This is a genomic window from Lysobacter gummosus (genome assembly GCF_001442805.1).
In the GTDB taxonomy this organism is placed as follows: Bacteria; Pseudomonadota; Gammaproteobacteria; order Xanthomonadales; family Xanthomonadaceae; genus Lysobacter; species Lysobacter gummosus.
In genome coordinates this window covers 4,919,409-4,940,649 of record NZ_CP011131.1, presented here as the reverse complement: position 1 = coordinate 4,940,649, position 21,241 = coordinate 4,919,409, and the positions used below count along the sequence as shown (strand labels likewise).

Here is a 21,241-nt window from a genome sequence, read left to right as displayed (position 1 = left end):
GAAGCGGTCAAGCCGCCGCGCGCGCCTTGAGCATGGCGTACACCGCACGCAATCCCTGCGCCTCGCCGCCGGCCGGACGGCCCGGGCGGTCGGCGTCGTTCCAGCTGTAGACGTCCAGGTGCGCCCAGGCCAGGTCGGCCGGGACGAAGCGCTCCAGATACAGCGCCGCGGTCACCGAGCCGGCCATCTTCGACGGCCCGCCGTTGGCGATGTCGGCGATGTGGCTGGTCAGATAGCGCAGATACGGACGCCACAGCGGCATGCGCCAGACCTGATCGCGCTGATGCGCGCCGGCGTCCAGCCACTGGTTGGCGATCTCGTCCTGATTGGAATACAGCGCCGGCAGATCCGGGCCCAGCGCGATCCGCGCCGCGCCGGTGAGGGTGGCGAAATCCAGCAGCAGCTCGGGCGATTGCTCGCCGGCATAGGTCAGCGCATCGCACAGGATCACGCGGCCCTCGGCGTCGGTGTTGTCGATCTCCACGCTGATGCCCTGGCGCGTGGCGATCACCTCGCCCGGCCGGAACGCATCCGGGCCGACCGCGTTCTCGACCGCCGGCACCAGCATCGTGATCCGCAGCGGCAGCTTGCGCGCCATGATCAGCTCGGCCAGCGCGATCGCGTGCGCCGCGCCGCCCATGTCCTTCTTCATCCAGCGCATGCCGTCGGCGGGCTTGAGATCCAGGCCGCCGGTGTCGAAGCACACGCCCTTGCCGACGATGGCGATATGCGGATGCGATTCATCGCCCCAGCGCAGCGCGATCAAGCGCGGGGCGCGGTGCGAGGCGCGGCCGACCGCGTGGATCGCGGGGAAGTTCTGCGCGATCAGCGCATCGCCGGCGATCACCTCGATATCGGCGCCGAAGCGCTGCGCGATCTCGCGCGAGACCGCTTCCAGCTCGTCCGGGCCCATGTGCTCGGTCGGGGTGTTGACCAGATCGCGCACGCGCACGCTGGCCGCGAGCAGGGCGAAGACTTCGTCGTCGGCCGCGGCGTCGGTGTGCAACAGCGCCGGCGCGCGCGAAGGCGTCTTGTAGCGGCTGAAGCGATAGCTGCCCAGGCCCCAGCCCAGGCGCAACGCATCGCGGATCGCCGCGTCGTGCTCGCCCTGCAGCCGCCAGCTGCGGGCCGGCAGCGCGAACGGCGCGTGGCCGTAGGAGTAGGGATCGAGCGCGTCGCCGATGCCGAGCGCGGCGCCGGCGAGTTCGCCGTGTTCGCCGGGCAGGACCAGCACGGAGCCGGCGGAGCCGTCGAAACCCTGCGCCTGGGCCCACGCCGCGGCCGCGGGCGTGAGCGCGTCGCGCCAGGCGTTGAAGCCGACGCGGCCGACCAGGGCCAGCGGCAGAGCGTCGGCGTCGGAAGAGGTGAAGCCCAAAGGCAGAGTCATGCGGCTGCGGTGTCCGTGCGATGCGCCGTGTCCAGCCAGTCGGCCAGTTCGGCAAGGGTGGTGAATTCCAGATCGGGCCGCACGTGCGTGTGCGGCCAGCGGCGTTCTTCGCGATTGATCCAGCACGTGCGCAGGCCGGCCTGGACGCCGCCGACGATGTCGAGCTCGATGTCGTCGCCGACATGCAGCACCTGCGCCGGTTCCAGCTCCAGACGCGAGCAGGCGGCGTGGAAGATGCTCGCGTCGGGCTTGGCGCGGCCGTGTTCGCGCGCGCCCAGCTGGAAGCGGAACAGCGGCATCAGCCCGATCTTGACCAGATCGGCGTTGCCGTTGGTGAGCGCGGCCAGCGGCAGGCGCGCGGCCAGTCGCTGCAGCGCCGCTTCGCTGTCGGCGTAGTGCTCGACCTCGCAGCGCGCGGCGAAGAACACGTCGAAGGCAGGCTTGGCCAGGGCGATGTCGTCGCCGGACTCGCGCAGCATGTGTTCCAGGGTCAGGCGGCGCTGGGTGGTGAAGTCGTGGGCCAGATCGGGCCGTTGCGCGGCGATCTCATCGCGCAGCGCGCGCATGGCCTCGACCGGAAACCGCTGCGCGGTATTGGGCGCGTGCCGGCGCAGCCAGTCGTCGAGTATGCCTTCGGCGCGCAGCATGACCGGCGCGATCGGCCAGACAGTGTCGTCGAGGTCCAGGGTGATGGCACGGACGGGAAAGCTCATCCGCACATTTTAGCGCGCGCCGGGCCGCTGAATGGGTGATGCAGGCGACAGGCCGGTTGCGGCACACGCCGCTGTGTGGCCCGCGGAGTCGATCGTGGCAGGGCCTTCAGGCCCGGCGCTGCCCGATCCGGTCGCCGCAATTGCCACAGGGCTCGCCGCGAAAAGCCACGGCCGAGATACCCGGCCCTCACTCCATCAACTTCGACCACCCCTCCATGCCTTCGATGCGCGCCAGCAACAGCTTCACGCACACCAGCAACGGCACCGCCAGCAGCAGGCCGACGATGCCCCACAGCCAGCCGAAGAACATCAACGCCAGCATCAGCACCAGCGGCGACAGGCGCATGCGCCGGCCGAGCACGATCGGCGTCACCACTTGCGATTCGATGGTATGCAGCAACAGATACAAGCCCGCCGGCAGCAGCGACGCGCCTGGATCGTCGAAAGCGACGAAGCCCATCAGCAGCATCACCGCCATGCCGATCAGCGGCCCCACGAACGGCGCGAAATTCAAAATCGCCGCCATCGTGCCCCACAGCAGCGACTCCTGCAGCGGCACGCCCAGCGCATACAGCGCGCAGGCCAGCGCCAGGCCCAGGCCGCTGTTGATCAGGCTGATGGTCAGCACGTAGCGCGAGATTTCGCGCTCGATCGAATGCAGGATGTCGATGGTGAGTTTTTTCTTCTGCTGATTGGGCAGCAACGCGATCGCATTGCGTTGCAGCGATTCGCCGAACACCATGAAGAAGAAGGTCAGCAGCACCACCGCCAGCACCTGGGCGACGTAGCGCGGCGTCGCGGTCAGCGAGCGATAGGGATCGTTGAGTTCGGTCTTGACCACCTGCACCGGCTTGGCGGTGCTTTCGCCGCCGGCGGCGCGGGCGAAATTCTGCGCGGCGCGGTTGGCGTCCTGCAGCGGCTTGGTCATCTGCCGCAGCTTCGGCCCGACCTGCTTGAGTTCGCGCGGCACCTGCCGCACCCACTCGCTGGCCGGCTCGGCCAGTTGCAGGGTCAGCGTGCCGGCGATGGCCAGTCCGCCGACCAGCACGATCAGCGCCGCCAGTACCCGCGGCAGGCGCAGCTTGCCGAGCAGGCGCAGGATCGGATTGCCGACCAGGGCGAAGAACGCCGCGAGCAGGATCGGCAGGATCAGTTCCTGCGCGGCCCACAGGGTGTAGCCGACGGCGAGCGCGGCCAGGACCACGAGCGAGACCGGGCCGGGCGGGCGCGGCGGAGTGATGGGAGCGGTGGTTTGCGCGGAGTCGTCGCCGGGAGCGGCGGCGTCCGTTTCCGGCGAGCCCGGCCGCGGCGTGATCCGCTCGGGCGGCGAGGCGGGAGCGGCGGCGTCGGGCGGTGGCGGCGTGGACGGATTCAAGGCGGCGGGATCGTGCATTCGGCAGACGTGCACTGTGCGCCGTCGTGCGTGAGGGCGCCAGCATGCGTGTGGGGTGGGCGCTTTGTGGGAGGGAGCTTCAGCCCCGATGTTCTCGTCTCCGCTCGCAGCGCTCTCTCACCCTGGCTGATCGAACAGCGTCGGGGCTAAAGCTCCCTCCCACAAAAGCTTTCGCTCGCGGCTTGGAGGTCTGTTGTGGGAGGGCCTTCAGGCCCGATGCTGTTCGATCAGCCGTGGTGAGAGTCATGCGCGAGCCGAGACAAAAGCATCGGGGCTGAAGCTCCCTCCCACAAAAGCTCTCCCCACAAAAGTTCGCTCTTACAAAAAACTCGCTCTTACAAAAAGCTGCCTTCCACCGCAGCTTCCTTCCCCAAAGGTTTCATTGCTGAATCAAGCCGCGTCGCGCCGTGCAGCCGACGCCTGCGCGCCCGTCGCCGCCTGCGCGCTATCGGCCGCATGCCCCGCCTCGCGCGCGGCATGGCCGGCCTGACTGGCGGCCTTGTCCGCATGCTCGGCGGCTTCCTGCGCGCCGCTGCCGGCGAACAGCCCGGACAGCATCGTCACCATCTGCATCAAGGTGCCGCTCTTGACCGCGATCTTCACCGGTTCGGCGCGGCCCATGACGAAACCGCTCACCAACCCCGCGATGATGATCCGCCCCGGCGTCCAGGCCTCCCGCCAGGTTTTCTTCAAGGCATCCTTGCGCTCCACCGCCTGCTGAAAGCGCCCCTCCAGCAGTTGCTCGCGCTTGTCTACCCGCCGTTGCAGACGATCGAACCGGCTCATCGCGCCTCCGTCTTGTGCGATCCGATCTCGCGATCGTCGTCGTCCTCGTCGCCCAGGCCCAGCCGGCGCAGTTGCCGCCGCGTCGCCGACAAGCGGGTGTATTCGAAATAACGCAGCGCCTGCCACACGCCGACGGCGGTCACCACCAGGCTCAGCCCGGCCGCGGCCGACATCGACGCCAGCCACGACCAGCCCAGGATGCCCTGCAGCAGCGCGATCAGCGCCGCCATCAGCAACAGCCAGGACGATGCGCCGAAGATGATCGCCACGCTCACCCACATCAGGGCCCGGCCCAAAGCGCTGCGGGCCAGGGCGAAGTCCGCGATCAGCAGGCCGCGCAACGCGCGGCCGGTGTCGAGCGCGGCGGAAAGGCCTTCGCGCCCGGCGTCGCTGATCTCGCGGAAGGCATCGTCGATCGACGGCGGCGGCCCCTGGCGGGGCTCGCGGCCGGCGTGCGCGGCGGCGTCCGCCTCGCGATCGGTGGGCGGCGTGTCGCTCACGCTTACTTGTCGCCGCTGCGGGCGAGCTTGGCGATGATGAAGCCGGCGGCGAAGGCCACGCCGAAGGAGGCCAGCGGACGCTCGCGCACCAGTTCGGCGGCGCTTTCGATCAGATCGCGGCCCTTGTCCATCAGCGCATCGACTTGCTCGCGCGCCGCGCCGCCAGCGTTCTCGGCCGCGGCGATGCCGGCCAGCGCGCTGTCGGCCAGTCCGGACTTCACGTTGGCCTTGCCGATCTTCAATTCTTCGCCGGCCACGCCGGCGGCGTTGCGGATCGCTTCGCCGGCATCGCTGGCGGCTTGCTTGAGATGGCTGCCGGCTTCGCCGAGGTTGCTCTTGATGGCGTCAGTCGAGGTAGGGGTCATCGGGTGTTCCTCCGTGCTGCATGGACATGGAACCGCTGAACGAGTCCAGGGTTCTAGCGGGCCGTCGCGGGGCCGGGCGGTGCCTGCCCTCGACGGTGGTAAGCGAAGCGCCGCGCGCGGCGCTCGGGTGCAACGGATTGCTTGTCAGTGGAACTTCCGGGCCGGCCGGCGTACGGCCGATGGAGTCCGGATCGTCGAACCTCATCGCCGCGACCGCTTTGACGGATCCGACATCGATCGACGCAGTGCGATCGATCAGGCATCGCGCCGCGTGAACCGATCTTAACGGCCGCGCGTGTCGATGCGGCTATTGCATCTGCAGGTTGCCGCCGCCGTTGCCGCGCTGGATGCGCAGGATCAACTGTGCCGGAGTGCGCGTGAAGCTCGCGCGGAAACCGGGCAGATCGTCGAATTCGCCGCTGCTGGCCGCAAGAACGATGTCGTCCTTGCGCAAATTGTTCGCCTCGGCTCGACTGCCGCGGGCCACGCTTTCCACCACCACGCCGGAAAAACCCGATTGGCGCAGGCGTTCGGGCAATTCGCCGAAGGTCGCGCCGCTCAGGCGCGGATCCAGCTCGGTGCCGGCGATGGACTTGGGCTGTTCACGCAAGGTGGCGTTGAGCTGCAGCGGCTGGCCGTCGCGGCGCACCTCCAGCGCGATCTTGCTGCCGATGGATTGCAGGCCTTCGAAATTGCGCAGCGCGTCGCGCCCGTCCAGACGCTGGCCGTTGGCGCCGAGGATCACATCGCCCGGCTTGAGCCCCGCCGCCGCCGCGGCGCTGCCGGCGAACACGCGCGAGACCAGCGCGCCGCGCGCTTCGCCCAGCTTGAGGGCGGCGGCGAGTTGCGGCGTCACATCCTGCGCTTCCAGGCCCAGCGTGCCGCGGCGCACGACGCCGTTGTTGGCGATCAGCTGGTCCTTGATGTTGCGCGCCAGATTGACCGGAATGGCGAAGCCCAGGCCGATGTTGCCGGCCATGCTGCCTTGCGGGTTGAAGCTGGCGGTGTTGATACCGATCAGTTCGCCGTTGAGATTGACCAGCGCGCCGCCGGAATTGCCCGGATTGATCGAGGCGTCGGTCTGGATGAAGTTCTGGTAGCCCAGCCCGCGCAGGCCGCTGCGGCCCACCGCCGAGACGATGCCCGAGGTCACGGTCTGGCCGATGCCGAAGGGATTGCCGACCGCGACCACGAAATCGCCAACCTTGAGCCCGTCCGAATCGGCCAGGGCGATCGCGCTGAGGTTCTGCGCCGGAATGCGCATCAGCGCCACGTCGGTGTCCGGGTCCGAACCGATGAAGTCGGCCTTGACCGTGCGCCCGTCGGCCAGGGTCACCGAGACCTCGTCCGCGCCTTCGATCACATGGTGATTGGTCAGCACGTAGCCGTTCTTGGCGTCGATGATCACGCCCGAGCCCAGCGACTCGTTGATCCGTTCCTGCGGGATGTTGGGAAACATGCGGCGGAAGATCGGATCGTTGGCGAAGGGATTGCGGATGCGCACGGTCTGCTTGGTGTGCACGCTGACCACGGCCGGGGTGACCTTCTGCAGCATCGGCGCCAGCGAGGGCAGGGCCTGTCCGCTCACCGAGGCCGGCAACGCGGCGGTGGTGGGGACGGGCAGCAGGGCGGAGGCGGCCGGCGAGGCCTGGGCCGGGGCCTGCAATCCGTCGCGGATCGCGGTGGCGGCGAAGCCGCCGAAGGCAGCGGCCAGGGCAAGAGTCATCAGGGTCGGCAAGGGGCGCATCGCGTTGCGGTTCCGGGTGAGCGTGAAAGGGAGCGGAGCGGTCTGACTAACGATGTGGGCGCGGCGGGGCAGAGCCAACCGCGGTGGTGCGATCCACCGCCGGCGGGCGACGAACTTGGACCGCGGCCGCCGCGACCAGTTCAGTGCCGGCCGCGTTCAGTGTCGAAGACGGGCAATAAATAACCGATGAAGTGCGTCGGCGCAGCGTCGCGATTGAACATGGCGGCGGCCACCGCTGGCGGGGGCGTATCCAGGCACGGCTATGGCGCGTCGGGACTGAATCGGGCGCGCATCGGGATACGCAATTTGTGACGGGGCCATGTCGCGAAAAGCGTGATAGTCATCAACAAGCCGTTGACTTCCAGGAAAGCCGGGCGTAGCTTGAGTTCCCTGCGGGGCCACAACATCTAGTGGTTGGTTCCGTGGAGGGAGCCCAAGCGTAGGGGTTCAGCTTGGGATGGTCTCAGCGTCTCCTTAGAAGTGAGCGGGCTCATGACGAGAGCGGACGCGAACCTCAAAAACATCCAAATCAGCCGCTCGCGGCGCGTAACAACGCGCTCGCGCGCTTTGTCGTCGGCGGGGGGCTGACGACGGCCGGAATCCCCGCGCCGGACCTGGTCCGGCGCAGGCTGCAACACCCGCGACGGTCCGTACACATGTGAATCGATACACAACATGTAGGTAAGGAAATCCGAAGCGGGACACATACGATCGTCCCGATTACCGTTCGACCCGATCCAACCGCTTCACTGCAGCACCGCGACACTACCGGCTACACCCCGATTACCTCGTACAAAAAAGAAACCACCGGCGGCGGGCGCAACCCAACGGCCCGCCGCCAATAGAAGGAGATGAAACAGGCATGAGCACCGTGCGCCTCGAGGCGGTCAAGAATCCGGCGGCAGAGCAAGAGATCGCCCTGCAGCCCGCGTCCCAGGACATCTGGGACAAGAAGTACCGCCTCAAGACCAAGAGCGGCGAAGCGGTAGACGCCGATATCGACGGCACCTATCTGCGAGTCGCCCGCGCTCTGGCCGACGCCGAGCCCAACGCCGAGAAGCAGCAGTACTGGTACGAGCGCTTCGCCTGGGCCCTGCGCCGCGGCGCGATCCCGGCCGGGCGCATCACCTCCAACGCAGGCGCCCTGGAACACAAGCCGGCGACCTCGACGATCAACTGCACCGTCTCGGGCACCATCGAAGACTCGATGGACGGCATCCTGGAGAAGGTCCACGAAGCCGGCCTCACCCTCAAGGCAGGTTGCGGCATCGGTTACGAATTCAGCACCCTGCGGCCGCGCGGCGCCTTCGTCGCCGGCGCCGGGGCGTACACGTCCGGCCCGATGTCCTTCATGGATATCTACGACAAGATGTGCTTCACCGTGTCCTCCGCCGGCGGCCGCCGCGGCGCCCAGATGGGCACCTTCGACGTCAGCCACCCCGACGTGAAGGACTTCATCCGCGCCAAGCGCGAAGACGGCCGCCTGCGCCAGTTCAACCTGTCGCTGCTGATCACCGACGGCTTCATGGACGCGGTGAAAGTGGACGCCGACTGGCCGCTGGTGTTCCCGGTCAACATCAAGGAACGCGGCGACGTCGATCTGGACAACGCCGAGCAAGTGGTCTGGCGCGACTGGCCGACCACGCGCAATTACATTTCGCGCGAAGACGGCCTGGTCGCCTGCAAGATCTACGGCCACATCCGTGCCCGGCACCTGTGGGACATGATCATGGTCTCGACGTACGACTACGCCGAGCCCGGATTCATCCTGATCGATCGCGTCAACGAGATGAACAACAACTGGTGGTGCGAGACCATCCGCGCCACCAACCCCTGCGGCGAACAACCGCTGCCGCCCTACGGCGCCTGCCTGCTGGGTTCGGTCAACCTGACCAAGTTCGTGCGCAACGCCTTCACCGACCGGGCCGAGTTCGACTGGGAGGAATACAAGGAAGTCGTGCGCGTGTTCACCCGCATGCTCGACAACGTGGTCGAAGTGAACGGCCTGCCGCTGCAGCAGCAGCGCGACGAGATCATGCGCAAGCGTCGCCACGGCATGGGCTTCCTCGGCCTGGGCAGCACCGTGACCATGCTCAAGATGAAGTACGGTTCGACCGAGTCGTGCGAGTTCACCGAGCGCATCGCCCGCGAAATGGCCGTGGCCGGCTGGGAAATGGGCCTGGCGCTGGCCAAGGAGAAGGGCGCCGCCCCGATCATGGAAGAGCGCTTCGAGGTTACCGCCGAGATGCTGCGCAAGCGTCCGGAGATGAAGGCCGATGGCTGGAAGATCGGCCAGGAGATTCCGGGCAAGGTCCTGCACGCCAAGTACTCGCGCTACATGCAGCGAGTGGCCGAAGTGGCGCCGGAACTGGTCGAGGAACTGGCCGACATCGGCAGCCGCTTCACCCACCACAGCTCGATCGCGCCGACCGGCACCATCTCGCTGTCGCTGGCCAACAACGCCTCCAACGGCATCGAGCCGTCCTTCGCCCATCACTACAGCCGCAACGTGATCCGCGAAGGCAAGAAGTCCAAGGAAAAGGTCGACGTCTATTCCTTCGAGCTGCTGGCCTACCGCGAGCTGATCAACGCCCGCGCCATGCCGTTCAGCGAAGAGGCCGACTCCAGGCTGCCCGACTACTTCATTTCCGCCGACGATATCAGCCCGAAAGAGCACGTCGATGTCCAGGCCGCCGCGCAGAAATGGGTAGACAGCTCGATTTCCAAGACCGCGAACGTCCCCACGGACTATCCGTACGAGGACTTCAAGGACATCTACCGCTACGCCCACGAGCAAGGCCTGAAGGGTTGCACCACCTTCCGTTTCAACCCGGCCGCCTTCCAGGGCGTGCTGGTCAAGGAAGCGGACCTGGAGAACACCACCTACCGTTTCGAGCTCGAAGACGGCAGCGTGCTCGAGGTCAAGGGCAACGAACAGATCGAATACGACGGCGAGATGCACACCGCCGCGAACCTGTTCGACGCCCTGAAAGAAGGCTATTACGGCAAGTTCTGACGGCGCGCCCGCCGCGCGCGGCCCAGGTAATCGGATCGATTCCCGGGGCGCGCAAGGCGGGCGGTCGCATTCAGCCGCGGCGCCCGCCGAGCGTCTTCGCGCAGGCCCGCGACCGGTCCGGTCCGGCGTCCCGGGCCGGCGCCAACGACCGCCCCGGCAGCGCTGGTAACCGCGACGAATCTCCCGGATGCGATCGGGTATCAGCCGCCACTGTTTTTCTCTCGCGCCACGGGTATAGCATCACTCCGGCAACACCCCGATTGCTGCACGTAGCCACGCGTACCGCTATTAGAAATCGCCCACCAGGAGGGCATCATGAGCAACGGTAATGGAGTGACGGCAACCCTGACCCAGGCCGCCGAGAACGTGAAAGAAACCGCGTCCAACATCGGTAGCGCCATCGCAACCCGCGCGGAAGAAGCCGTGGCCTCGGTCAAGAAGACCGCGACCAAGGCCCGCAAGGCCGCCAAGAAAGCCGTCGGCTCGGCGAAGAAGAAACTCGCCTCCGCCAGCGCCAAGGCCAAGAAGGAAGCCTCCGCGCTGAAGGACAAGGCCACCGGCAAGAAACCTGCCAAGAAGGCGGCGAAGAAGGCCGCAAAGAAAGCCGCGCCGAAGAAAGCCGCGAAGAAAGTAGCCAAGGCCGCGAAGAAGGCGGTCAAGGCCGTGAAGAAGACCGCGAAGAAGGCGGCCAAGAAGGTAGCGGCCAAGAAGGCGCCGGCCAAAAAGGCCGCGAAGAAAGTCGTGAAGAAGGCCGCCGCCAAGAAGGCGCCGGCGAAGAAGGCTGCGAAAAAAGCCGCCAAGAAAGCCGCCAAACGTTAAGCCTCAACGCTCCATTCCCTCTCCCGCTTGGCGGGAGAGGGCTAGGGTGAGGGCCGCCCCAGCCGCGCCGCACCCGTTCCAGCGTCACCCCACACCAGAACACGCAACGCAGTAGGAGTCGGGCCCATGGCCGTCAAGATCGAAAAGAAAATCAAGGGCTACAGCGTCGTCACCCCGGAAGACAAGGCGAAGGAAGCGGCGAAGGCAGCCGCGGCCAGCGCCGCGGCCGTGAAGGCCGAGGAACCGGTCGACAACGTCATCCAGATGCACGAACGCATCGAACGTCCCGAGATCCTGATCGGCTCGACCTACAAGATCAAATCGCCGCTGTTCGAGCACGCGCTGTACGTGACCATCAACGACATCGTGCTCAACGCCGGCACCGAGCACGAATCGCGCCGTCCGTTCGAGATCTTCATCAACTCCAAGAACATGGACCACTTCCAGTGGATCGTGGCGCTCACGCGCATCATGTCGGCGGTGTTCCGCAAGGGCGGCGACGTGACCTTCCTGGTCGATGAAATGAAGGCGGTGTTCGACCCGCGCGGCGGCTACTTCAAGGCCGGCGGCGTCTACATGCCGTCCCTGGTGGCCGAAATGGGCGCCATCGTCGAAGACCACCTCAAGTCGATCGGCATGATCCACGACCCGGAGATGAGCGACGCCCAGCGCGAACTCATCGCCGAGAAGCGCGCCGCCTACGAGCAGCGCGGCGCAAAAAAAAACTCTGAAGTAACCCGCTCGGCCAGCATCACCGTGGTCGAGCCGCGCAACGAAGACGTCACCGTCACCGGCGACGGCGCCTCGTTCCCGCCTTCGGCCACGGTCTGCCACAAGTGCAGCACCAAGGCGCTGGTGCTGATGGACGGCTGCGCGACGTGCTTGAACTGCGGTTATTCGAAGTGCGGTTGAGGGCGCTTCGGCCGGCGGCTTGATCGTTTTGTTCGCGTCCACAATTCATTCAAGCCGAAGCCGCTTTGCGGCTTCGGCTTAATTCACACACTAGCCCCATCCATGAAGCTACTGGAGCCATTTCGCCATCCGGCCGTGGTGGTGATGCATCTTCCGGGTGGTTTCACTCGTGTTCGGCTCTTCGCGCTCGGACATGGGGAGGGTTGGTGGGAAATTCCAACAGAGTCAATTCCACATCACCTGCGAAATCTGGGTGGCAAGTTGCTAGTCACCGTCTCGCGCTTCTCGGTGGAGGAGGATGACCTCATCGTCGATATCCGCAACCAGGTTCACAGCGTCTTGGTCGAGGCGTTACCAGTCTCCGAAGGGCAAAGTGATTAGTCCAATGCCAGCGGTCTTTCCCGTCTATGTCGCCGGGCACTCGGCTCATATTCGTACTGAGCAATCCCACACGTCTGTGCGGGTAGCTTAAAGCCGCCAGTTAGGCATCCAGAAGTTGCCAGTACCTGAAAGGGGCTCTCCGGAGCCCCTTTTCCTTTTTCGACAAACCACTTCTGCTCAAAGCCGACCGTGGTGGCTACGAAAGGTGGGTTCAGTGCGCCCAAGCGCTGGGTATTCCATGTCTCCGGAGCGTCTCAACGACGGAGATTCGCCTAGGGCACACTAGGCGAAAGGGGGCGCTGAATGTTCGCGCAGAATATGGAACTGCTCACCATCGCACACAGAAGCATGTCCTGGACCGAGAGACAGGGCAGTGGATGACCCTGGTCAAGCACATGGGGAAGTGCGACTACGGGACGGTCATCTAGCAGAAACGTGTTGGTCTGAAGCTTGCCGGAGGGGAGCCACGTTACCTGTGCCCGAACTGCCGGCTCGGCCAGGCGTGGCGAGCTTGTAGCCCGCGGCTTGGACAACTTCATGCCGCTTGCCAACAGCCTGTACGACCGCCGTAAGAACGCGTTCTTTTGAGAGCCGAGATCTTATCCGGCACGACAAGTTACGGCCGACACTTTGGCGGACCGTACCTCGTAAGTTCGAGGTACGAGTGCCCGATGAGCATCTCCCAATATCGAAGGCTTCGCCAACAGCGTCGTACGTCGTCAAGCAGTCCATCGAAGAGGCTGACAGGTTGATCGCCACGAACGGCCCGTCAGTGCGATAGATCAACTCACGCCGCGCTGCACGGCTACTTGCGCGATACCTGTACTCATGCACGGATTCCTTCGGAAAACCGCGCCCCCCCACACAGCCGCCTTCTAAACCTCGTGCGCTCAGCACTCCGCCGCTACACAGCAAGCGACAGTGAATTGAATGGAACACCAAATGGACTCAACCACATCCAACAAGGAGAACACGCAGTGATCAGCAACGCGATGAAGGTTTCGTTTGGCATGGCCATCGGCGCTATCGGCGCACTTGCAACGCCCGCACAGGCCGCATCGCTGGACCCGACGTTCGGTTCAGCAGGCATCACCTCCACCGCATTCGGCAATTACGGCGCCGCCGCCCGGATTGTGATCCAGCCCGACGGACGGATCGTCACCGCTGGCCAGACCGCCCTCGGCGAGTTCGCGCTGGCGCGTTATACGACCAGTGGCGTGCTGGATACGAGTTTCAATGGCACCGGCAAGGTCACCACCACGCCATCGGGCAGCTGCTCGGGACAGGCGCGCGCACTCGCCCTGCAGGCGGATGGCAAGATCGTCGTTGCGGGTACCTCGTGTCCGAACTTCACTTCCACTCGCAACTTCACCATCTATCGCTACAACACGGATGGTTCGCTGGACACCAGCTTCGGCAGCTCGGGCAAGGCGACCGTCAATTTCTACGCGGGGGCTTCGGAAGCCTACGCCATTGCCGTACAGGGCAGCTCGATCTGGGTTGCGGGCTATGCCGGTTCCGGCTTTGCACTGGCGCGCCTCACCAGCGGCGGGACCCTGGATTACAGCTTCGGCAGCGGTACCGGTACCGTCACCTCGGCGGTTGGCACCGGCTCGGCCTTCGTCAACAGTCTGGCCATCCAGGCCGATGGCAAACCCGTGCTGGCCGGCTACGCGTCGAGCGGCGGCACTGTATTCGCGTTGACGCGTTACACCACCAGTGGCGCGCTGGACACCACGTTCGGTTCCGGCGGTAAAGTTCTGACCAATGTGGGCGGCACGTCCACGGGCAACTCTTCCATCGCCACTTCGCTGGCGATTCAAAGCGACGGCAACATCGTCGCCGCGGGCTACGCTAAAAGCACGAGCGCCAGCTACTACCGATTTGCCGCCGTTCGTTACACCAGCGCCGGCGCGCTGGACAGCTACTTTGGATCCGGCACCGGCAAGGTCCTTACCGCCATCGGTAGCGGCGATGCGGTCGGTAGCGATGTCGCCATCGACGCCAACGGAGGAATCATTGTCGGCGGCTACTCCAATGCGGGCAGCTACCGCCAGTTGACCTTGAATCGCTACGACCCGTTCGGCAACCAGGACGCCAGCTTCGGGCCTGTTGCCACCACTGTCGGCAGTGCGAATGCCGCGGTTCAAGGGCTCGCAATCCAGGGTGACGGCAAAATCGTCGTGGCGGGCTACGGCAACTCGCCAGCGGCCTTCGTTGTTGCGCGTTACCAATAAGCTGCCGCTTTAGGTGTCGGCTGGTAAGGAATAGCGCCTTCCGGGAAAATCCACAGGCGGCTTGAAACACGAAGGGCTCCCACGCGGGAGCCCTTCTTTTTTGTCCACGAGTGCCGCCGCCCGCCTCAGAACCTGTACGTCACCGCCACCCGCACATTGCGCGGCTCGCCCCAGGTGTAGGTGCTGTAGGCGTTGAAGATCGTGTAATAGCGCTTGTCGAACAAGTTGCCGATGTTGAGCGTCGCCGACAGTTGCTCGTTGACCTGATAGCGCGCCATCGCGTCGAACACCCAATAAGGCTCGGTGCGGTGTTCGATCGTGCCGAGCGTCGGATGCGGGATATCGCCCCAGGTCGGGCTCTGCCAGCGCGCGCCGCCGCCGACGGTCCAGCCTTGCAGGCCGCCGCGCAGGCGATAGCTGGTGTGCACGCTGAACTGGTCTTCCGGTTCCAGCGTCGAAATCTTGCCGCCGTCCTTGCGCGCGATCTTGTGCGCGTAGCCGCCCTGGATCTGCCAGCCCGGGCGCAATTGGCCGGACAGTTCCAGCTCGTAACCTTCGGTGCGCACGCCGGGCAGGGCGCGATAGGCGATGCCGCCGCTGGGCGTGCGGCCGCCGGTCGGGTCGGGGTAGTTGTCCTGATCGAGCCGGAACACCGCGGCGCTGGCGTTGAGGCGGCCGTCGTAAAACTCGCCCTTCAGGCCGAGCTCGTAGTTGCGACCTTCCAGCGGATCGAGCCGGCGCCCTTGCTCGTCCTGATTGCTCTGCGGCTTGAAGATGCTGCTGTAGCTGACGAAGGCGGACAGGTTGTCGTTGAGGTCGTAGACCGCGCCGGCGTAGGGCACCAGGATGCCGCTCTTGTCGATATCCACCGCCTTGTAGTTGGCGATGCGGCTGCCGACGATGAGCTTCAACGGATCGGCCACATCGAAACGGCCGACGATGTAGGCGCCGCTCTCGCGGGTGACTTCGTCGTTGGCGAACGCCGACACCCACACCGGTTCCGGGATGTCGCCGTTCCAGCTGCGGTAGTCGGGCACTTGCAGCGGATAGTCGGCCGGCGCGAAGTAACCGTCGTTGGTCCAGCGTTTGCGCGACATGCTGCCGCCGATCACCAGTTCGTGCTCGCGGCCCAGCCAGGCGAACTTGCCGCTGAGGTACACATCGGCCGCGTTGCTGACGGTCTTGCCGATGTACTGGCCCAGCCACAGGCCGACGCCGGTGCCGGTGACCGGATCGGGATTGCCGGAGGCGCCGGCGCCGAGCGCGGCGTCGTAGCCGTTGACCTGATGGTTGAGCTGCAGCTTGGCGATCCAATCGTTGCCGAAATGGTGTTCCAGCGTGGCGAAGCCGGTGCGGGTGTACTGGCGCCAGCGGCTCCAGCGCGCGCCGTTGTTGAACGAGCGCGGCTTGCGATTGAAATCGCCGCGGCTGTCCAGCAGCGGGATGCCGCCCCAACTGGAGCCGCGCGGATCGCTGTCCTGATAATCGGCGCCGACGGTCAGCAGCGTGGCCTCGCCGATGTCGGCTTCCAGCACGCCGTACAACACTTCGGTCCGGCGCTGATAGTGATCGGTGTGCGCATGCGCGTCCTGGTAAGTGGCGACGGCGCGGCCGCGGATGCGGCCGTCGGCGCTGAGCGGGCCGCCGATGTCGAACTCGCCGCGGTAGTCGTCCCAGGAACCGGCGCCGAGCGTGACGCTGCCGCGCACCTCATTGCGCGAGGGCTTCTTGCGGATCAGGTTGATGGTGGCGCCGGGATCGCCGATGCCGGTCAGCAGGCCGGTCGCGCCCTTGAGCACTTCGACGCGGTCGTAGATCGCCATGTCGCTGAGCGTGTTGCCGGCCGAGTAGGCCGAATCGCGCTGCATCGGAATGCCGTCGTACTGGAAGTTGTTCACCGCAAAGCCGCGCGCGTAGTACTCGGTGCGCTCGCTGTCGTAGGTCACGATGCTCAGCCCCGGCGTGACGCGCATGACGTCGTCGATGCCGGTCAGGCCGAAGTCGTCCATTTCCTGGCGGGTGATGACGCTGATCGTCTGCGGCGTCTGCCGCGGCGTCAGCACCAGGCGCGTGGCGGTGGCGATGGTGCCCGGCGTGTAGGCGCCGCTGCCTTCGGTGACGGTGCCGAGCTGGTTGGCGGTGACCCGCACCGTTTCCAGCGTCTGCGCTTCGTCCGGCGGCGGCGCGGGTTCATCGGCGGCCTGCGCCGATTGCGCCCAGGCGGCGCCGACGCCGCTCAGGCCGAGCGCGCCAGCCGTTAGCGCGATGCGCAGGCTGGTGCTCAGCGACCGCGCGCAGGCGGCGCGAAACAAAGGATGAGGAGGGAGCCCACGCAGGGCGTAGCGAACGGACATGGCAAGCGCTTCCAGAGAGAGTGGTTCCTCTGGCGGCGGCTCGAGGGGGACGTCGCGCGCGGGCGGACGCCGCGGCGGTGGCGATTATATGGCCAATCCGGGCCGCGGTGATCGCGAGCCGCCTTCAGTGTCCCGGTCATGCTCGACGGCGACGCGTTGGCGGTCGTCCGGCGCGCGCCGCGGGAGCCGGACGATGCCCCCGCGCGAGCGCGGGCTCCGTCGCTGATCCGCGAACGGGTTCAGCGCGCCTGCGCGCGGGCGAAGCCCATGTAGGAAATCGACAAGTCGTCGCTGCGCTTGAGTTTCAGCTTCGAGCCGAGCTCGGCGAAGCTCATGCGTCCGAGCTTGTTGCGCACCAGCGCGTTGAGCGCGGTCAGCGGATTGATGGCTGGCGACAGGCCGGCGAATTCGTGTTCGCGCAGGCCATGGCGATTCATCGACGCGGCCAGTTCGTGCGGACGGATGAACTTGTCCCAGACGTGGACATCGCGCGGGATCAGCCGGGTGAGGCGCCAGTCCTGGGCGAGCTTGATGGCGACCAGTTTGCTCATGAAAGTGCGGTTGATCGTGTCGAACAGAAACACGCCGCCGGGCTTGAGCACGCGCGCGATCTGCGCCACGACGGCATCGGGGTCGTCCACGTGTTCCAGCACGTCGCAGCAGCACACCACGTCGAACTGGGCCGCATCGAAGGGCAGCGCCTCGGCGCTGGCTTGGCGGTAGTCGATGTTCAGGCCGGATCTTCCTGCGTGTTCGCGCGCCGCGGCCAGGCTCGGCAGCGAGCGATCCACGCCGGTCACCGCGCAGCCCAGGGCGGCGAATTCCTCCGACAGCAGTCCGCCGCCGCAGCCCACATCCAGTACCCGCAATCCGCGCGGGTCCAGACCCAGGCGTTCGCTCAGCACAGCGCGGAAATAGGCGAAACGCGGCGGATTGACCGAGGTGCGCAGCAGCGCCATGAATCCGTCCTGGTCCCACCAGGTGGCGTGGACGTGGTCGTAGATCGTGTTGTCTATGCTCGGCATGTCGGGTCTCGGACGGTGGCGGCCTTGACGGCCGGCGCTGGAATTAATCAATTAGCTATTTTGTTAATTGTTGTGTAAGGTAACCCCAACGCAGCGGCATTTCCAGTGCGGGCCTGAAAGGAGCCAGCCATGAGTCGGGAAACGGAAGCAGCATCGGGAAGCGGGGACGTCTGGCTGGTCTACGACGGCGAATGTCCGCTGTGCAACGCCTACTGCAAGCACGCGCGCGTCAGCGAAGCCGTCGGCCGGCTGCATCTGGTCGATGCGCGTGAACCCGGCGCGCTGATGGACGAAATCACCGCGGCCGGGCTGGATATCGACCAGGGCATGGTCCTCAAGTTCGAGAACGTCATGTACTACGGCCCGGAGGCGATCCGGATGCTGACTCTGCTGAGCACGCCGTCGGGTTATTTCAACCGCATCAGCTATTGGTTCTTCGGCGGGACTAAGCGCGCGCGGATCTTCTATCCGCTGAGCAAGGCGGTCCGCAACCTGGTGCTAAAACTGCTGGGCATCCGCTACATCGACAATCTGAAGACCGCGGCCGGATCGCCGCCGGCGAACGCGCGCTGACCGGCGCGAGCGATGGCCGGCCGCGCCGCATCAGATCCAGGACTGATCGACCAGTTCGCGCTTGATATAGGCGTAATAGATCGGACCGGCGATGAGCCCGGGCATGCCGAACGCCGCCTCCATCATCAGCATCGCCAGCAACAACTCCCAGGCGCGCGCCTTGATCTCGCCGCCGACGATGCGCGCGTTGAGGAAGTATTCCAGCTTGTGGATCAGCACCAGATAGACCAGCGCGGTGACCGCGACATAGATCGACACCGACAGCGCGGCGATGGTGATCAGGGTGTTCGAGATCAGATTGCCCACCACCGGCAACAGGCCGGCGATGAAGGTCACCACGATCAGCGTCTTCGACATCGGCACGTGGATGCCGAACAACGGCAGCACGATCAGCAGGAACACCGCGGTGAACGCGGTATTGAGCGCGGAGATCTTGATCTGCGCGAACACCACCCGGCGGAACGCGTCCGACAGGCGGCTGACCCGCGCCAGCAATTCCTGCCCCAGCGGCCCCAGGTGCAGCGCCGGCAGCTCTTCCTGCAGCGCGATCATCGCGCCCAGCACCATGCCCACCAGCAGGCGCGCGCTCAACTGCGCGGCTTCGGCGCCGACCAGGCTCAATTCGCCGCGATGCTCGTCCAGCCAGGCATTGAGCCCGCGCTTGAGGTCGGACATGTCGTCGGGCAGGTAGGGCTGCGCCCATAGCGGAACTTGATTGCGCGAAGCGTCGATGACGTCCATCAACCGCGCCAGCAGCGCCTGTTCGCCGCCGGTGTCGGCGCGGAAGAACGCGATCAGGCCCAGGGTGGCCAGGGTCAGAAAGCCGATGATCAGGATCGCCAGCAACGCCACCGCGATCAGCCGGGCGCGGCGTCCGCGCACCTTGCGATCGACCAGCGGCGCCAGCACGTGGATCAACTGGAACACCAGCAGGCCGGCCAGCACCGCGCCCAACAGTCCAAGCCGCAGAATCAGGAACAACCCGATCAGGCCCAGTATCCAGGCCGCGATGCGGGCGGGCGGCGCGGTCAAACGCGTTTCGGGCACTGTCGACATGGCGGTTCTTCAAGGCAGGGTGGAGAGGGTTGCGCGCCGGAAACTCCGGCGGACTTGCGCGATCGAGCAGTGCGAAACCGCCTGCGCCATAGACTACGGCACGGCCGTCGCCAACAGTATGAAGGGCAGCCATCGCCGGCGAGTCAGGCGCGGCGACGCTTGCGTGCCGGCGGACGGCTGAGCGCCCTCGCGCAGCGGCTGCCGAATCGATGCGGCGGCGACAGTGCGGGTGCCCTCGTTGCCGACCGCCTGCGCAAGTTCGCCGCCGCGCGCGTTCGCTAAGCTGCCGAAGCGGGATCGGCGAGGTGCGAACTCGGCGTCCCCGCATCGAGCCCAATCTCAACGACAGGAGGTTACAGAGATGAAAGCGCAATCCCCGTACCGCGCCGCCGGCCGATCGAAGTCCGCGCGGCTGGCGACCGCCGCCGCGCTCATGCTCGCGCTCGCCGGTTTCGCGCACAGCGCCTCGGCCGCGCAATGGGTGGCATCCGGGCGTTATCAATACTTCTCCGAAGGGGTGCTGGGCAGCAACGGGTCCAGCGGCTGCCAGGCCAATCAGACGCCGACCGCGTCGGGCGATTGCCCCGCCGATGCCGCCACCGGTTGGTTGCCGAACTACAACGCGGCGGTCGCCGCCGCCGATGCGGTCGAAGCCACCGGCGTATGCCGATTGGCGTATCAGTACCCGTCCTCGTGCCGGTTCGCGGGTTACGCCATCCAGGGCGTCGGCGTTTCGGCCAGCGAGACCTTCCAGCCCGGCGCCGATCTGCCGCTGCCTTGCACCAGCGGCGCCCATGCCGTGACCTACGTGATCTTCCGCCGGGTCACCGATTCGCCCGACGGCACGCCGGACGATCGCGGTATCGAAAGCGACTACATGGCGGACGAGTTCACCTGCGAATAAACCCGGCGGCGAATCGGCGTTGAAATCTTCGGGTAAGGCTCGCCACTCCGGTTGAGATCGGGGTGGCGAGCGCGTGCGTCTGGCTCGCATCGCATTGCCACGTTGGCATCAGGTTGCGACTTCCAGTGGCGATGCCGAGCGATTGCGTTGCATTCGTGCAACACGAAAATCCGTGGGCTACGCATCCGATCGATGTCTTGCAATGCCTCGCGGCCAGCATCGCAGCGGCCGCTGGTTGAACGAGATTCGGCGAGGTATCGCCGCGCGCGCGAAAAAAACAGCCTCGCAAATGATGCAACAACGAGAACCACGCACAGTTTGTTTGTTCGTAATTCCGTCGTTTGAGCGGGAAAAACTCGGTGATGCCAATCACGTTATCGATCACGATGCCGACCGCTAATTCGATTTAAGTTCAACTCTGAATTGTGATTTTTTTGGCCGCTACGCATGCAGATCGCAAACTGCATCACAACGAATCTGGCGACTCAACACGCAAGTTCCATCAGGCGACGCGACACAAATTGACAACCCAATAATGATCCCGTAGACAAATTCGCCACGCAGAAGCGTTTGTAGGGCACTGCGTGAGTGCCGGGGGATCGGCATCGGAGCACGTTCGCAAGGCAGCATCGCCGGGGGGCGAAATGGACAGCGGGAACTGCAGGAGCGCGTCGGCGCCGGATCTGGGCGCGTGGGCGAATGTCAAAGGAAAACAATGGTTTCGCCATGCGATTGCGCTGCGACCGGTGCGCGTCGCAGCGAGCGACTGCGTGTGCGGCCACTTTTCACGGCGTTTCCTGAACATCGTTCATGTTCACAACGCGTGTCACATTTCGTGTCCGGAACATGGCGATTTCTCCGTACTCGTTGCCAAGGGTCGCAGGATCACGGCCGAGCCTCGCACCGTCGAGGTCGTTGCCGAATCCGATGCCTGCGGCCCAAGGCAGCCCGGTGCTGCCACCGGGAAGTTGCGCATCTCGCCGCGATGCGCACCGCCGACGGCCGTCGCAGAGGTAGCGACGGCTAGGCGCAATTCTTGTGGAAAGGAAGCGTCGCGAATGCGCGATGCAAGC

Annotated in this window: 17 protein-coding genes; 7 read left to right on the top strand and 10 right to left on the bottom strand. The window is 65.7% G+C overall.

The annotated features are described in order from the left end of the window. Nucleotides 1–7 precede the first annotated feature (7 nt). The 7 genes from LG3211_RS20040 to LG3211_RS20010 form a co-directional block, all read right to left on the bottom strand. Nucleotides 8–1,387 carry a leucyl aminopeptidase family protein gene (locus LG3211_RS20040; RefSeq protein WP_057944372.1) on the bottom strand — a complete coding sequence of 460 codons (1,380 nt, stop codon included), beginning with the start codon at nt 1,385–1,387 and terminating at the stop codon, nt 8–10. Then, complete coding sequence (locus LG3211_RS20035; RefSeq protein ID WP_057944371.1) at nt 1,384–2,100, bottom strand: HAD-IA family hydrolase; 717 nt, start codon at nt 2,098–2,100, stop codon at nt 1,384–1,386. The genes LG3211_RS20040 and LG3211_RS20035 overlap by 4 nt, the downstream gene beginning before the upstream one ends. A gap of 187 nt (nt 2,101–2,287) precedes the next feature. After that, on the bottom strand, nt 2,288–3,493 hold the full coding sequence (locus LG3211_RS20030; protein ID WP_083512691.1) for an AI-2E family transporter: 1,206 nt from the start codon (nt 3,491–3,493) through the stop codon (nt 2,288–2,290). Between the two features lie 390 nt (nt 3,494–3,883). Further along, nucleotides 3,884–4,279, bottom strand: a complete 396-nt coding sequence (locus LG3211_RS20025; RefSeq protein ID WP_057944370.1) for a hypothetical protein — start codon at nt 4,277–4,279, stop codon at nt 3,884–3,886. After that, nucleotides 4,276–4,779, bottom strand: coding sequence for a phage holin family protein (locus tag LG3211_RS20020; protein WP_386816181.1), 504 nt, complete (start codon nt 4,777–4,779; stop codon nt 4,276–4,278). The genes LG3211_RS20025 and LG3211_RS20020 overlap by 4 nt, the downstream gene beginning before the upstream one ends. 2 nt (nt 4,780–4,781) lie before the next feature. After that, nucleotides 4,782–5,144 (bottom strand): hypothetical protein, encoded by a 363-nt coding sequence (locus tag LG3211_RS20015; protein WP_057944369.1) that lies wholly within the window; start codon nt 5,142–5,144, stop codon nt 4,782–4,784. 307 nt (nt 5,145–5,451) lie between these two features. Further along, nucleotides 5,452–6,891, bottom strand: coding sequence for a Do family serine endopeptidase (locus LG3211_RS20010; protein ID WP_057944368.1), 1,440 nt, complete (start codon nt 6,889–6,891; stop codon nt 5,452–5,454). A gap of 862 nt (nt 6,892–7,753) precedes the next feature. Here LG3211_RS20010 and LG3211_RS20005 point away from each other — a divergent pair. From LG3211_RS20005 to LG3211_RS19990, 5 genes are all read left to right on the top strand, one after another. Further along, complete coding sequence (locus tag LG3211_RS20005) at nt 7,754–9,907, top strand: adenosylcobalamin-dependent ribonucleoside-diphosphate reductase (protein WP_057944367.1); 2,154 nt, start codon at nt 7,754–7,756, stop codon at nt 9,905–9,907. Between the two features lie 315 nt (nt 9,908–10,222). Next, complete coding sequence (locus tag LG3211_RS20000) at nt 10,223–10,726, top strand: hypothetical protein (protein WP_057944366.1); 504 nt, start codon at nt 10,223–10,225, stop codon at nt 10,724–10,726. A gap of 126 nt (nt 10,727–10,852) precedes the next feature. Beyond that, nucleotides 10,853–11,638: a TSCPD domain-containing protein gene (locus LG3211_RS19995; RefSeq protein ID WP_057944365.1), complete on the top strand. Its 786-nt coding sequence runs from the start codon at nt 10,853–10,855 to the stop codon at nt 11,636–11,638. Between the two features lie 102 nt (nt 11,639–11,740). After that, entirely contained in the window at nt 11,741–12,019 is a 279-nt protein-coding gene (locus LG3211_RS25955) for a hypothetical protein (RefSeq protein ID WP_148649035.1), read from the top strand. A gap of 977 nt (nt 12,020–12,996) precedes the next feature. Further along, complete coding sequence (locus tag LG3211_RS19990; protein WP_057944364.1) at nt 12,997–14,256, top strand: delta-60 repeat domain-containing protein; 1,260 nt, start codon at nt 12,997–12,999, stop codon at nt 14,254–14,256. A gap of 125 nt (nt 14,257–14,381) precedes the next feature. On the opposite strand, the gene LG3211_RS19985 is transcribed toward LG3211_RS19990, so the two are convergent. Then, nucleotides 14,382–16,610: a TonB-dependent siderophore receptor gene (locus tag LG3211_RS19985; protein ID WP_057944363.1), complete on the bottom strand. Its 2,229-nt coding sequence runs from the start codon at nt 16,608–16,610 to the stop codon at nt 14,382–14,384. A 239-nt stretch (nt 16,611–16,849) separates the two neighbouring features. Beyond that, nucleotides 16,850–17,635, bottom strand: coding sequence for a bifunctional 2-polyprenyl-6-hydroxyphenol methylase/3-demethylubiquinol 3-O-methyltransferase UbiG (gene ubiG / locus LG3211_RS19980; RefSeq protein ID WP_057944362.1), 786 nt, complete (start codon nt 17,633–17,635; stop codon nt 16,850–16,852). 129 nt (nt 17,636–17,764) lie between these two features. Between ubiG and LG3211_RS19975 the strand changes: the two genes are divergently transcribed. Then, complete coding sequence (locus LG3211_RS19975; RefSeq protein ID WP_057944361.1) at nt 17,765–18,208, top strand: DCC1-like thiol-disulfide oxidoreductase family protein; 444 nt, start codon at nt 17,765–17,767, stop codon at nt 18,206–18,208. A gap of 30 nt (nt 18,209–18,238) precedes the next feature. Here the strand turns inward: LG3211_RS19975 and LG3211_RS19970 are convergent, their stop codons facing one another. Continuing rightward, nucleotides 18,239–19,264: an AI-2E family transporter gene (locus LG3211_RS19970; RefSeq protein WP_057944360.1), complete on the bottom strand. Its 1,026-nt coding sequence runs from the start codon at nt 19,262–19,264 to the stop codon at nt 18,239–18,241. Between the two features lie 361 nt (nt 19,265–19,625). Here LG3211_RS19970 and LG3211_RS19965 point away from each other — a divergent pair, with 361 nt between their 5' ends. Beyond that, on the top strand, nt 19,626–20,168 hold the full coding sequence (locus tag LG3211_RS19965) for a hypothetical protein (RefSeq protein ID WP_057944359.1): 543 nt from the start codon (nt 19,626–19,628) through the stop codon (nt 20,166–20,168). Nucleotides 20,169–21,241 lie beyond the last annotated feature (1,073 nt).

Coding starts and splice junctions, on each gene's coding strand:
- LG3211_RS20040 (WP_057944372.1), bottom strand. CDS start 1,387: ATGACTCTGCCTTTGGGCTTCACCTCTTCCGACGCCGACGCTCTGCCG.
- LG3211_RS20035 (WP_057944371.1), bottom strand. CDS start 2,100: ATGAGCTTTCCCGTCCGTGCCATCACCCTGGACCTCGACGACACTGTC.
- LG3211_RS20030 (WP_083512691.1), bottom strand. CDS start 3,493: ATGCACGATCCCGCCGCCTTGAATCCGTCCACGCCGCCACCGCCCGAC.
- LG3211_RS20025 (WP_057944370.1), bottom strand. CDS start 4,279: ATGAGCCGGTTCGATCGTCTGCAACGGCGGGTAGACAAGCGCGAGCAA.
- LG3211_RS20015 (WP_057944369.1), bottom strand. CDS start 5,144: ATGACCCCTACCTCGACTGACGCCATCAAGAGCAACCTCGGCGAAGCC.
- LG3211_RS20010 (WP_057944368.1), bottom strand. CDS start 6,891: ATGCGCCCCTTGCCGACCCTGATGACTCTTGCCCTGGCCGCTGCCTTC.
- LG3211_RS20005 (WP_057944367.1), top strand. CDS start 7,754: ATGAGCACCGTGCGCCTCGAGGCGGTCAAGAATCCGGCGGCAGAGCAA.
- LG3211_RS20000 (WP_057944366.1), top strand. CDS start 10,223: ATGAGCAACGGTAATGGAGTGACGGCAACCCTGACCCAGGCCGCCGAG.
- LG3211_RS19995 (WP_057944365.1), top strand. CDS start 10,853: ATGGCCGTCAAGATCGAAAAGAAAATCAAGGGCTACAGCGTCGTCACC.
- LG3211_RS25955 (WP_148649035.1), top strand. CDS start 11,741: ATGAAGCTACTGGAGCCATTTCGCCATCCGGCCGTGGTGGTGATGCAT.
- LG3211_RS19985 (WP_057944363.1), bottom strand. CDS start 16,610: ATGTCCGTTCGCTACGCCCTGCGTGGGCTCCCTCCTCATCCTTTGTTT.
- ubiG (WP_057944362.1), bottom strand. CDS start 17,635: ATGCCGAGCATAGACAACACGATCTACGACCACGTCCACGCCACCTGG.
- LG3211_RS19975 (WP_057944361.1), top strand. CDS start 17,765: ATGAGTCGGGAAACGGAAGCAGCATCGGGAAGCGGGGACGTCTGGCTG.
- LG3211_RS19970 (WP_057944360.1), bottom strand. CDS start 19,264: ATGTCGACAGTGCCCGAAACGCGTTTGACCGCGCCGCCCGCCCGCATC.
- LG3211_RS19965 (WP_057944359.1), top strand. CDS start 19,626: ATGAAAGCGCAATCCCCGTACCGCGCCGCCGGCCGATCGAAGTCCGCG.